General features: G+C 40.9%; 10 protein-coding genes and 1 pseudogene. 8 read left to right on the top strand and 3 right to left on the bottom strand.

Annotated features, from left to right (window positions below):
- The first annotated feature begins 342 nt into the window (after window positions 1-342).
- The 3 genes from C2M25_RS16885 (at window position 343) to C2M25_RS16875 (ending at window position 3,287) form a co-directional block, all read left to right on the top strand.
- Window positions 343-1,320, top strand: a complete 978-nt coding sequence (locus tag C2M25_RS16885) for a DUF1852 domain-containing protein (protein WP_105181647.1) — start codon at window positions 343-345, stop codon at window positions 1,318-1,320.
- Between the two features lie 11 nt (window positions 1,321-1,331).
- Window positions 1,332-2,369, top strand: coding sequence for a methionine synthase (locus tag C2M25_RS16880; RefSeq protein ID WP_105181646.1), 1,038 nt, complete (start codon window positions 1,332-1,334; stop codon window positions 2,367-2,369).
- Between the two features lie 582 nt (window positions 2,370-2,951).
- Window positions 2,952-3,287: a hypothetical protein gene (locus C2M25_RS16875; RefSeq protein ID WP_105181645.1), complete on the top strand. Its 336-nt coding sequence runs from the start codon at window positions 2,952-2,954 to the stop codon at window positions 3,285-3,287.
- Window positions 3,288-3,321: 34 nt separating this feature from the next.
- Here C2M25_RS16875 and C2M25_RS16870 read toward each other — a convergent pair whose 3' ends face one another.
- A complete protein-coding gene (locus tag C2M25_RS16870) occupies window positions 3,322-3,798 on the bottom strand; it encodes a hypothetical protein (protein ID WP_105181644.1) in 477 nt (158 codons plus the stop codon).
- Between the two features lie 39 nt (window positions 3,799-3,837).
- The gene (locus C2M25_RS16865; RefSeq protein ID WP_234003600.1) at window positions 3,838-4,659 is read right to left on the bottom strand and encodes a hypothetical protein; all 822 of its coding nucleotides are present in this window, start codon (window positions 4,657-4,659) and stop codon (window positions 3,838-3,840) included.
- Between the two features lie 208 nt (window positions 4,660-4,867).
- Here C2M25_RS16865 and C2M25_RS16860 point away from each other — a divergent pair, with 208 nt between their 5' ends.
- The 3 genes from C2M25_RS16860 to C2M25_RS16850 all read left to right on the top strand — a co-directional run bounded on the left by C2M25_RS16860 (window position 4,868) and on the right by C2M25_RS16850 (window position 7,404).
- On the top strand, window positions 4,868-6,136 hold the full coding sequence (locus C2M25_RS16860; protein WP_158679737.1) for a hypothetical protein: 1,269 nt from the start codon (window positions 4,868-4,870) through the stop codon (window positions 6,134-6,136).
- 48 nt (window positions 6,137-6,184) lie between these two features.
- Window positions 6,185-6,745: a GGDEF domain-containing protein gene (locus tag C2M25_RS16855; protein ID WP_105181642.1), complete on the top strand. Its 561-nt coding sequence runs from the start codon at window positions 6,185-6,187 to the stop codon at window positions 6,743-6,745.
- Between the two features lie 182 nt (window positions 6,746-6,927).
- Window positions 6,928-7,404 carry a hypothetical protein gene (locus C2M25_RS16850; protein ID WP_105181641.1) on the top strand — a complete coding sequence of 159 codons (477 nt, stop codon included), beginning with the start codon at window positions 6,928-6,930 and terminating at the stop codon, window positions 7,402-7,404.
- A 3-nt stretch (window positions 7,405-7,407) separates the two neighbouring features.
- Here C2M25_RS16850 and C2M25_RS16845 read toward each other — a convergent pair.
- Window positions 7,408-8,612, bottom strand: a pseudogene (locus tag C2M25_RS16845) (anhydro-N-acetylmuramic acid kinase).
- Window positions 8,613-8,871: 259 nt separating this feature from the next.
- Between C2M25_RS16845 and C2M25_RS16840 the strand changes: the two are divergent.
- Window positions 8,872-11,607 (top strand): TonB-dependent receptor domain-containing protein, encoded by a 2,736-nt coding sequence (locus tag C2M25_RS16840; protein WP_063704064.1) that lies wholly within the window; start codon window positions 8,872-8,874, stop codon window positions 11,605-11,607.
- A 224-nt stretch (window positions 11,608-11,831) separates the two neighbouring features.
- Window positions 11,832-13,127 carry a DUF1254 domain-containing protein gene (locus C2M25_RS16835; RefSeq protein WP_105181640.1) on the top strand — a complete coding sequence of 432 codons (1,296 nt, stop codon included), beginning with the start codon at window positions 11,832-11,834 and terminating at the stop codon, window positions 13,125-13,127.
- Window positions 13,128-13,158: the final 31 nt, after the last annotated feature.

The following is a 13,158-nucleotide window of genomic DNA, read 5'->3' as shown; positions in this document are numbered from 1 at the left end:
AACAACAATAAAGTACGGGGTTGCTCTCAAAAGTAGGGTTAAGTAGTGAATATTACTCACGTTTTATATGAAATTACTGCAACTCCAACAAACCAATTTAGAGATCCAGACGTCTGAATTAGCTTTGAAGCATTTTTTCACTATCCCTTCCTAAATGTTTTATTAAAACAGCAAATATTCATGAATCTGCCTCATGTTTTACCTGAAATAAAAACGTTTTTCTTCATGGTGATGACCACGTATAAATTTATTACCGCTGCAGAGCAACCTAAGGTTAATGACCTAGCGATTTAAGGAAGGTGAGCAGCAATCATTTATCTCAGGACTTTAGGATACATTGCCATGAACAACGATTTCAGATTTACAATTAAAAGTATTTGCCTCGACGAAAATTATCATCCGTCAAATAGCACACGACTTACCACAAACTTTGCAAACCTAGCTCGCGGTAAAAGTCGCCAGCAGAATTTGCGTAATGCATTAAAAATGATTGATAGCCGCTTTAATGCGCTAGCAAACTGGGATAACCCGCAAGGTGACCGCTACTCTGTAGAACTTGAGATCATCTCTGTTGATTTAGAAATTGCACAAAGCGCAGAGGCATTCCCGTCAATTGAAGTGCTAAAAACTAATATCATTGATCACCAAACTAATGAACGTATCGAAGGTATTGTTGGTAATAACTTTTCATCTTACGTGCGTGATTATGATTTTAGCGTACTGCTGCTTGATCATAACAAAGCGAAAAACGAATTCAGCATTCCCGAAAACTTTGGTGACTTACACGGTAAACTCTTTAAATACTTTATTGACTCAGAGACTTACAAACAGCACTTTAAAAATCCACCAGTTATTTGTTTAAGCGTGTCTGATAACAAAACGTACCATCGTACAGAAAACCAACACCCAATTTTAGGTGCTGAGTACCAACCAAATGAGTCGTCATTAACCGAGCAATACTTTAAAAAAATGGGCTTGCAGGTGCGCTATTTTATGCCACCAAACGCAGTTGCTCCGCTGGCGTTTTATTTCTTTGGTGACCTGCTGAACGATTACACCAACTTAGAGTTGATCAGCACGATTAGCACCATGGAAACATTCCAGAAAATCTACCGTCCAGAAATTTATAACGCCAATGCCGTGGCGGGTAGTTGCTATCAACCAAACTTAAGAAACGCCGATCACTCGATCACGCAAATTGTCTACGACCGTGAAGAGCGCAGCCAACTGGCGATTGCCCAAGGTAAATTTACAGAGCAGCACTTTATTAAGCCTTATCAATCAGTACTTGAGAAATGGTCTGCCAACTACGCGATTTAAAGAGAGTAAAAATGAGAAAGTTATTACCCACATCGACAGCTGGCAGCTTACCAAAACCTGCTTGGCTTGCTGAGCCTGAAACCTTATGGTCGCCTTGGAAATTGCAAGGCGCAGAGCTTATCGACGGCAAACAAGACGCGCTGCGTGTTGCCTTACAAGAGCAACAACAAGCTGGCGTTGATATCGTGAGCGACGGCGAGCAAACTCGCCAACACTTTGTAACGACCTTTATCGAACACTTAAATGGCGTTGATTTTGAAAACCGTAAAACAGTGACCATTCGTAATCGCTACGAAGCCAGTGTACCAAGTGTAATTGGCCCGGTATCACGCAGCAAACCCGTGTTTGTTGAAGATGCTAAGTTTTTACGTTCGCAGACCAAGCAACCTATAAAATGGGCGCTGCCAGGCCCTATGACCATGATTGACACCTTGTATGACGCCCACTATCAAAGCCGTGAACAACTGGCGTGGGAATTTGCCAAAATCCTCAATCAAGAGGCGAAAGAACTCGAAGCTGCGGGTGTTGATATTATTCAATTTGATGAGCCCGCGTTTAATGTGTTCTTCGATGATGTTAATGACTGGGGCATTAAGTGCCTAGAAAGAGCAATCGAAGGCTTAAAGTGCGAAACCGCCGTGCACATTTGCTACGGCTATGGCATTAAAGCCAACACTGATTGGAAACAAACACTAGGCAATGAATGGCGTCAATACGAAGAAGTATTCCCAAAACTTCAAAAATCGAATATCGATATTATTTCACTTGAGTGCCACAACTCTCGCGTGCCCATTGAGCTATTAGCACTCATACGTGGAAAAAAAGTGATGGTTGGTGCCATTGATGTAGCAAGCAATGAAATTGAACCCCCTGATGAGGTAGCACAGACATTACGAGAAGCCCTGAAATATGTTGATGCCGACAAGCTTTACCCATGTACAAACTGCGGTATGGCTCCCCTCCCTCGCCACATAGCAAGCGCCAAGCTTAGTGCGCTAAGTAAAGGCGCAGAGATTGTGAGGGGAGAGGTTTTAGGGGCTAGGGGCTAGGGGCTAGGATTTAGGATTTAGGTTCTAGGATTTAGGTTCTAGGATTTAGGGGCTAGGATTTAGGCTCTGGGCTCTAGGCTTTAGGCTTTAGGCTTTAGGAGTAGTTAGCGAGTTATTAGGGGAAAGGGGAAAGTTGCGAGGATCGAGGTGCGAGGTGCGCTTCTCCCTCGAGCCTTGTCGCCATAAATGACGACCTTGTAGGTCAGGCTTTAGTCCGTCAGATTTTATATTTGGTATGGACCTGATTGTGTAGTAGTGATTTCACATCGCGTTTTTACCTCGCCCATCGTATCTCGCCTCTCGTATTTCGTTTCTAGTTTCTAGTTTCTCGTATTTCGTTTCTCGTAATATTTATCAATGACGCGGCATAAAGCCGCTGCTACAACGTAGGCGTGAAACTTGTTTCGCGCATTCTATCCTCTAACGACTATTAACTAACTACTTCCCCTCCCCCTAATGCTTTTAAACCAACACGTTCAGAAAGAGTTAATCCAAAAGCTGCAAAATTGAATTGGCTAGATTAATTATTTTTTGCTAGATTTCAGTTGTACCCAATGGATGGGCAAAAATTGAGGGATTAATATGAACGAATTTGATATTTTCATCAGAAATATTGTCTTGGATTGTATTCGTGAGCAAGGCACCTGTAGCGACATTTGCGAAGAAGACGAGCAATTAACTTTCTATGTCGACATTGAAAACCACGACAATGTGATATCGCATAAACAGTTTAAAGTAACCTACCCAATTAGTTATTCGATTCAGTCAGCACTTAAACATGAAATTGATTTACTGAGATATTTAGACTCTGGTGAAATAAGAACGCCATTTACAAACGACATCGTCGAAGTACTTAAATCTGAGTTACAAGCCTTTATGTTCAGCAACAAACCACATGGCGAATATCATATTTGCTGATTCTTGATTTATATCCTGAAGCAAAACAATCAGGCTATAACTTAACTAAATCACTATTATAAATACGGTAGCGTAAAGTGGTTTTCTTGCTGGGGCAGCAACGAGGATCACTTTTATCATATGTACGTAATTGTATGGCAAGCTCTTCGCCAATCTTTTTCGTACTATCTACTACGCCGTTAAAAGAAATAGACGACAACTCGCTATAACCATCACCCCGAACCTTAATTAGAGTCAACTTCTCTAACCAAACATTGCCTATTTGATAAATCCAAAATATAGAGACTCTGCCATCACTATGCTCATAAAAACGCTTTAATTGGCCAATTTCATTATCAGAGACTAACTCTAGGACGTGGTCTTTATATTGGCTCTGAATAAACGCATCAACTTGCTGCTGTATTTGCTGTTCGGCAGCATTTCCTGTCAGAGATATAAAAAGTGTTATTAATCCAAAACTTTTCAACACAAAACTATGGGTCTTTGATTTGTTATTTTCAGACAACCCCATTGTTTACTCCATTGATAAATGTTTGTTGAAAAACTTGGTTTAATTAGTTTGATAATAAAAACTTGTCTTGGAGAGCGGTTTGATTATGTCGTACTCTAGGCCAAAAGCATTTCTATCACCGCTTTTAGGTATAGTGTATTTCTCTAAAAGGACTACTCCCCAATGATTATCGCTAAGGCCACCAAAGATCACATTGACGCTGTCATACTCATCTTTTGTAATAGCTGCAACCTTATACTCAACCATTAAATCTCTGAGTTCTTGTGTATCAGCTGATAGCTCCATCAAGTTTGGCTCTGCATCAGGGCTTAAAATTTTATAATCGGCAGAGGGTACAAACCCAGCATATTTTGATGGTGTATAGCTTATTAATTGGGTGGGAGAATAAAAAGTATTGTTAACACGGTACACGTGCGGCGCAGATTGCTGTACAAGTTTTAAAGTTTGGCTATTTTTAAATGCCAAAACCTCAGCCTCCGATACATCTAAAAATGACCGAATTAACTTAAGTCTTTGTTCAGTACACTTTTCTTTTTTACAAATAACTAAATTTGGAAGTTTTGTTCCAACTTGCTCTTTAACATTTAAAAACTGGCTACCAAGCACACCTAAGTTAAAGTTAGTGAACGCTTGCTTATCTTTGTCATTTGTAAATTTAGTTGCATGAATATCAAAGATGCTAAACGGATAAAAAGAGGGTAAGTAGGCAAGCTCTAAATCGGTTTGCGGCATCATTTCATCCATGTGCTTTAATACCGCGCGATACTCTTTATCTATTTCATCATTAAAATAGTCTGGTCTTTCAGCCAGTGCTGTAACAGAAAATAAAAAAGCACTGCAAAGTAATATTTTGTTTAACATGAAAAATACATCCTTTTAATTAAAACTATTTAAAGTAACCATACCATTTTAGGTACACAATTCCATTACTTTGTGTTGAGCTACTTTCAAATCCCAAAAGCAACCAAGCATAGCTTAAAGCATTAAATTATTTATATTTTTTCAACGTAAAATCTTATAAACAATAATTTCATTATGCTAAGCTAGCTGCAATTATAAGAAAATATCATTGATTGGTATCAGAGTAGCTTTATGGAGTAATGCTCAAATGATAAGGATATTGTGCTTGTTGCTATTTTTTGCAACCAATGTGGCTGCAAAGGATGTTCAGAGTGAAATCAGCCGTGCTCTTCACGGTTATACAACATATTCTGAATCTGTCGAAATTTTAGCTAGATTAGAAAAGCAAATGCCTTATGAAAATGCGCTAGATGATGCGCAAGTGATGGCGTTTAAATGTTGGTTTTCCAATCCTTCAACTCCTAACGGGATTAGTGAATATAAACAGTTTCTAGAAACAGCCAAACCAGTTATTCATCAAGCAAATAATTTAAACTTAATACAGGATCTTGCTGTCTGTGAAGCAAACCAAGAGTATACTCAAGGTAATTATCAAACAGCTCTAGAACACTTAAAACCAATAATTAACACGCCGTCATTAAACGAAATAACCTCTTCAAAAAAACTCTCAATTATTGCGCTTGCCCACATAGTACTTAACCGTATTCAGTTAGCTAAAGGCAACTATCAAGAGGCATTCGACTCTGCTAAAACTGCTTATCAGTTATTTGAAAAAGCAGGTAATGACTACGAAAAAGCACTCGCATTAAAAGAAATTGCCGATATTCACATAGCGCTGTACAACTATGAACTTGCAATTGAGCAGCTGCAGCGAGCCAAATTAGCGTTAACGAAATTCAATGAGCAAGAGCAGTACAAAGTAACGGATCAACTCGCGTATGCCTATGAAGAAAAAGGCGACTTAATAAAGGCAGTTGAGCTATACGAGTCGATTAAACAAGATGTTCGCCGTTTCGAAAGCGACAACGGCTATGCTTACATATTAATAAAACTTACAGAACTCAATATAAAACTTAATAGTTTATCTCAGGCTGAGTCATATCTAACGGAGTTGAACACGCTCTCGGTTACTGACAGCTGGATTTTGACTCTTTACAACTTCACTAAATCAGAATGGTACTTGGCTACAGCTCAGTTGCAAGCCGCCCTTTCATTTCATGAGAAGATAACCGCCGGGCAACAACAATCTTGGCCCAAGAGCTTAAAGGAGCGTTATTTAAATTTAACCTCTCAGCTTGCAGCTGCAACAGGAGATACTTCCTTACAAATAGCATCTCAACAACAATTAATCGCTTTAATTAAAGATAAACAACAAGCTATCGCAAATAACACTCTTATTTCTGCCAGATTAAACTTTAATTATGAACAGCAGATCCTTGAGATTTCTCGTTTAGAGCATGAATCAAAGCTACAATAAAAACTTTTAGCTGTAGCCGAAGATAAGTCTTTTTGGCAAGGCTTAACTATGATGATAACTTGCTTGTGTTTACTCTTATTCGCCGTTTATACATTCAAACAAGTTCGCCAGAAAAAGTACTTTGAAATACTCGCTTTAAAAGATGAACTAACAGGCATAGCGAATCGCAGAGCTATATTAAATTTAAAACGAAGCGTCATGCTGCAAAACAAACTCAATCAGCAAGTCAGCTCATTAATTTCTATCGATATCGATCATTTTAAAGCGGTCAATGATCAATACTGTCACGATATTGGTGATGAATTAATCATTTCCATAACCAATACGATTGTGCAAACAGTCCGTTGTTCTGATCGGGTAGGTCGTGTCGGCGGCGAAGAGTTTTTAATTGTGCTTGAAGATCAATCTTTAGAGCATGCAAAAGATATTGCCGAGCGTATTAGGCTTTCTGTTGCCGAAAAGGAACATACATCATTGTCTATAAGCGCAACGATAAGTTTAGGTGTTATAGAAATTGAACCAAATGAAACGTCTGAACAGGCAGCTAAAAGAGTCGACTTACACCTTTATAAGGCAAAAAGAGGGGGACGAAATACTGTTTATTCTTAGCTTTAAGTAGGAGTTCAACAACAATTAAAAATGACAGATTTAAATCCGATTTAACGAATCAAACATTCAACTTTTCTCTGTTTCTGAAATAAATAATCCGCAATATGACAATAGTCATAATTCTGTCATCTAACTGATCAATAATTGACGCTAATTTAATCAGTTAACGTAATGAAGAAGTAATGGACAGTGCCTTGGTGCAACTTTCGTTTGCACTCCCCTCTAGTGAAGATCCTTTATGTGCTGCGCTTGCGCATACTATGGAATATGAACAATTGCATTTTGCGGCTAATGAGCAAAAGCGTGTTGTATTTTGTTGTGTGCTGCCAGATGATGCCCATGAAGGTGATGTGATCTCTATCAGTGCAACGCGCCCTGATGCACGTGAGTCTGCGTATTTTACTGCACACACTTTAACGCAACACGATCTAGAGCAGCACGTTATTATGCTTACCTTAGAAAACGTTACTCACAGTGGTGAATTTGTATTGCAATTAATGCTGCACGGCATGCATGCAACACTTAAAGACAGCGCCCAGTTTGATGTCAGCATTGCAGCGAGCACATCACCAGAGCTGTTAACTTCTGAGCAAGCTAAAAACCATGGCTTACGCCATTACATCAGTAATATTGGCGCAAGCTTTTTAGCCTTTTTCTAGGGCCTAGTCAGCAAAGCTAATTTTACCCATGGTAATATCGGGGATCCCTTGCTCGGTATTACCAAAGCGTTGCTGCCCCCCCGACAAACATTCGTTCGCTAAAATAGCAAATAACACGGCTTCTTTTGCATCTGGATTTATCCCCAACGAATCGGTGTTATTTATCTCAGAAGCGCTGGGCAATTAGCCAAAATAATGTCCATTAATAATGGGTTATGAACTCCACCACCACTGGCGTAAACAGCCACATCGGTCAAGCCTTCGCTGCATTGGTTAATTGCTTTAGCAATCATTACCCCTGAAAACTGCACTAAAGTTGCCATCACATCAAAGTGCGATAAGTTATGCGTATTCGAGCGTGCTTGTGCTGCTGCTAAATAGTCTATATTAAACACTTCTGGCCCGGTGGTTTTTGGAAAACCTAAAGCAAAAAACGCATCATCACATAGCGCTGCGAGTAAATCTTCACTTACCGTGCCTTTTGCTGCAATAGTGGCATCTTTATCATAATGAAGTGGAGCAAAATAACGCTGTATATAGGCATCCATAATGGTATTACCTGGGCCTATATCAGAGCTAAAAACCGCTCGTGCATCTGCAGATTTAGGTAAGTAGGTTAAGTTTGCAATGCCGCCCATATTTAGCAATATACGGTTTTCGCTGGTACTTGTGAAATACAAGTAGTCACCATATACCGCAAGCGGTGCACCTTCGCCACCCGCTGCAATGTGCTTTTGTCTAAAATCAGCGATGGTCGTAATACCTGCAGTCACCGCTAAATGATCGCTGTCACCAATTTGTAGTGTTGCATTGCCATATTCTGCACGCTTGTGTTGGTTTTTAGGGCAGTGATAAATAGTTTGTCCGTGGCTGGCAATCACATCAACAAGTTCTTTTGCTACTCCCCAGCTGGCTAACGTTTTGGCAACCATTTCACCATGTAATTGACCAATCCAAGGATTGAGTAAAGTGACTTCTTCAAGATCACATTCGCGTTTGGCGAACACTCGTTTCACACGCATTTTATAATCATCGTCGTAGTCTACCGTCGTAAACTTTAATACTTCTACATGAGTATCCATGCCCTGCCCTGATACTTCGCATAGCGCGATATCAAGACCATCTAATGAGGTGCCACTCATTAGACCAATTATTAATTTTCTTTCTTTTTTTGCGCTTAAATACAGTTTTTCAATATGTTGATGCATAAATAAATCACTTAAAATCAGCTTATTAGATGTAAATAAGCGGGTTGACGAATTGGAATAGTTTATATTTTAAAATAATAGATTTAAAGAATAATTATTGCAAAGACTTTTAAATTGCTTTAAAACTGTACCGGTGAGCTCCCCAAAAGGAGAACACACAAGCATCATAACAAAAAGTATGACTCATTAAATTAACTAAATGGTCTAGGTCAGACACCAACCTGCGTTGATTTAAATGATAAAACGCAAGGGAATCATCATGAAAGCAAATACATCAACAGGGCACCGCTCGCTATTGCTGCTATCACCTCTAGCTCTCGCTGTAAGTTCAGTAATTAGTTATGCCCACGCAGAAGAAACTACTGAAGTAAAAAAACCTGAAGTGATCACCGTAACAGGTTCACGAATTCAACGTACCGAGCTGGTCTCAAGTAGTCCAGTGGTGAGCGTTGATGAAGCACAAATTCACCTAGACCGTGCAGTGAACGTTGAAGATATTACCGCAAAACTGCCACAAGCTGCGGCGGGTGCAAACAGCACAGGTGCCACAGTCGGTGACTCATTTGGCTCATCAACGATTGATTTACGCGGCCTAGGTCAAAACCGTACGTTGGTACTTATTGACGGCACTCGCGCGGTACCATTTAGTTTTCGTAACTCGGTTGACGTGAATACTATTCCTGCCGGGTTAATTAAACGCGTTGATGTATTAACAGGTGGTGCAGCAGCGGTTTACGGCGCCGATGCGGTAGCCGGTGTTGTTAACTTTGTTTTAGACGATGATTTTACTGGCGCTGAATTCTCAACCAGTTACGAAAGTGCCGACGGTGGTAACGAAAAGCTTAACTTTGAAGCAATTTTTGGTGGTGACATCGCAGATGGTCGCGGCCATGTAACAGGCTATATTGGTTACACCGAACGAAAAGAGCTGTTAGCTGGCGAGCGTGACTATGCGCTTGAAAACTCAACGGCAATGATCAACAGCGGTGGTTATTATACTGACGTTGCCTCTGGCAACAGCATCGGTATTGCTGATTCAGGTGCTGTAACAAGTGAGCGTCAAACAACTGATTTCACAGCTGACCGTTATTTAACTCAACCGATGGACCGTTTTTCTGCGGGCTTATTATTTGACGTTGATGTGAGCGACAGTGCCATTGCCTATGGCCGCGCAATGTATTCTAAAGTGACCGTAAATGGTGCGGGTGCCAGTGGCCAAACACCGATTTTTGTTAACGAACAAGTGACCCTCACGCAAGACAACGCCTATATTCCTGATGAACTACGTGACCAACTCACGTTTGATAGCGAAGGCAATGCCCTTGTTAATGTTGAACGTAACCTGGGTTTAGGTGTGCAACACACCGAAGCGGTGCGTGATTCAATGCAATTTCAACTGGGTTTAAAAGGTGATATTACTGACTACTTACGTTATGACGTATATGGCCAGTACGGCAAAACGGATGAAGTGGCCACCATTTACAACAACGCATACCGCAATGATAACAGCGGTAATAGTCGCTTTGCTGCCCTTGCAAATTCAGTGGATATTTTTGATCCCAACCTTGATTTCAGCGACTTTAGCGATCCGCTGCTTTATACCACTCGCGACCGTACTCAAAGTGTGATCTCAGCAACGCTATCGGGTGATTCTGGGTTCTTATTTGAATTACCAGCCGGTGCTATCGATTTTGCAATCGGTTATGAATACCGTAAAGAAACCGGTAAACAAACACCGGGCGATGCATTTAGAAACGGCACCAGCTTTGCGTCTATCAGCGCATTTGATATGGATGCAAGCTTTAGCTCTGAAGAGTTCTACGCTGAAATTTTAGTGCCTATCTTAGTTGATAAACCTTTTGCTGAAGAGCTTAGCTTTGAAGGTGCCTACCGTATTTCTGATTACTCAAATACCGAAGCAGAAGACACTTACAAACTAGGTATCAACTGGGCAATAAACAGCGACATTCGTATTCGCGCCAACCGCTTAACCGCGTTTAGAGCACCTAACTTAGGTGAGTTTGCCAGCCCAATCACAGCGCTATCGTTATCGTTATTTGACCAAAATAGCGACCAGTTTGTGCCACGACTAGCAGGGCGTTATAACGGCGATCCATGTTTACTGGGCACCGGTGATGCGACTCAATGTGCTGCGTTTGGTGCGCCACCTGTTGGCACCGAGTTTGATTCAAGCACGGCAGAGTACACCTATGGTGGTAACCCGAATATTAAACCTGAGCAAGCTGAATCAGATACATTAGGCATTGTTTATACACCTAGCTATTTAGAAGGCTTTGATTTATCACTCGATTACTACAGTATTCGTGTAACAGATGCGGTAAGCCAAATTCAACCAGGTGCTGCACTACAAAGCTGTTATGTTGATGACCCGAATCCGAATAACCCATTGTGTGGTGCGGTACTTCGCGATCCAAACACTGGCTTTATTAGCACAGCCATCGTTAATGACTTTAACTTAGCCGCGATTGAGCAAGAAGGTATCGACGTTGCAGCAAATTATGTAATTGATGCACCTGAGCAAATGGGTGGTCGTTTTAGATTCTCGTACCAAGGTAACTTTGTTACTAAACAAACCCGTCAAAACAACAGTACGGTGGCTGAAATTGACTGTAAGGGAACTTATGGCAGCGCCTGTTCGGGTGACTTTGCGAGTATCCTGCAAGCTGATTACAAACACCGCGCAAGCATTGATTGGCAGTTAGATAACATGAACTTCCAACTTGGCTGGCGCAGAATCGGTGAAGTAGAGTATGCTGTCGACCGTTCAGAAACAATCTCAGCACAAAATTACTTAGATTTTGCCGCTGCATGGCAAGTTAATGAGGAACTTGCTGTTAACTTTGGTGTCGATAACTTATTAGACCGTGAACCACCAACACCTGAAGTAGGCGCAAACCACTTTAACACCGTGAGTGATTATAGTGTGATTGGCCGCTCAGTCGGTGTTTCACTGAGATATGCCCCAAGCTTCTAATTAATCCTACTGTTTTAGCTACACAGGATTGATCCCCTCAAGCGCACCCTGCCCGGTGCGCTTTTTTATTGCCGGAATAATTTGAGCTGAATCAACACGGCGATAATTCATACAATTTTTGTATAAAAATCGTTCCCAAAAACTTACATTTACGCTACTTTATTCTTTGTGAACTCGTGTTTCTTATTCACTTTCCTCACCGAAGCATATAAAAGGAGTTAATAATGAAAAAAGCGTTACTCAGTTTAACTTTGTTGGCTGCATCTCAAACCGCCCTAGCAAATGCAATACCAGACAAACTCGCCGAGGATGCATTCATCTATGCATACTCAATTGATGAAGCATATAAGTTTTTTTATGAAACCGCTGTTGAAACAGACACCCCACTTAATCGCTTTCAAAATATTCGCCATATAGCAGATGATACTTATACCGCACACGTAACTATCAATAACGATACCTTACATCTAATGGGGTGGTTAGATGTAGCCGCAGAACCTGTGATTGTGAGTATTCCAGATATGGATAAAGGACGTTACTGGATTTTACACACAATGGACATGGGCCATTACACCACGTCAATGATCGGCTCACGATTACGTGGTAATGAAGGTGGCAGTTTTATGTTTGCTTCTCGATCTTGGCAAGGTGATGTTCCAGCAAGTGTTGATGAAGTTATTCGTGTTGATTCAAATCTTTTAAAACTAATGGGCCGTATCATGGCCGTTGGCAAAGAAGATGAGAAAACCGCATTAAATTACATGGATAAGTGGAATATTCGCACGCTTTCAGCTTATTTAGGTGTAGCAGGGCCAAAAGCGAAAGAGCGCAGCTATCCAAACCCTGAAAACACCAATTGGGTGCAACGAGTTAACTACGTGTTATGTGATGGAGACATGGCAACCGCTGACAAGAAATGGCTTGATAAATATAATGTTATCGGTCTTGAAGCTTGTAAAGATGACTTTAGTAAAGCCCAACTAGCCGCCGCTAAAAAAGGCAAAGAGCTAGGCATGGCTCACCTTGTTAAACTCGCCCCTGAAATGACCAATGCAGGAAAACTACTTGGTACTCGTGAGCAACTTAGCGATGGAGAGCGTGATTTATTCGCGGAAGGCACCTACTTAGGTCAATGGGGTTTACCACCTGATGAGTCAGTATACTTAAAAGCTGAAACAGGTAGCGACGGTAAAAACATCAATGGCGCTAACGGCAAAGAATACATTATGCGTTTTAAAGCACCTGATGTAAGTCAATTTTGGTCGTTTACAGTTTATGGTTCTGATAACCGTTTAATGGCTCACAATGAGATTAATCGTCATAGCCGTGGAGACCGCACACTTACACCTGATGCTGACGGCATGTACACGATAAAGCTGAGTGCAAAAGGTAAGGAAAGTGACTCAAACTGGTTACCGATCCCTGAAAAAGATGCTTATATCATTATGCGCTTATACGGGCCTAGCAAAGAGGTTCAAGAAGGTAGTTATGACTTCCCAACATTAAAGGTCACTAACTAGATAGTTATTTTGCTGGCCTTGTAATATTGTC

Origin of the sequence: Pseudoalteromonas sp. T1lg21, assembly GCF_002964625.1 — a bacterium.
GTDB classification, from domain to species: Bacteria; Pseudomonadota; Gammaproteobacteria; order Enterobacterales; family Alteromonadaceae; genus Pseudoalteromonas; species Pseudoalteromonas gelatinilytica.
This window is presented reverse-complemented; position numbering and strand designations above follow the sequence as displayed.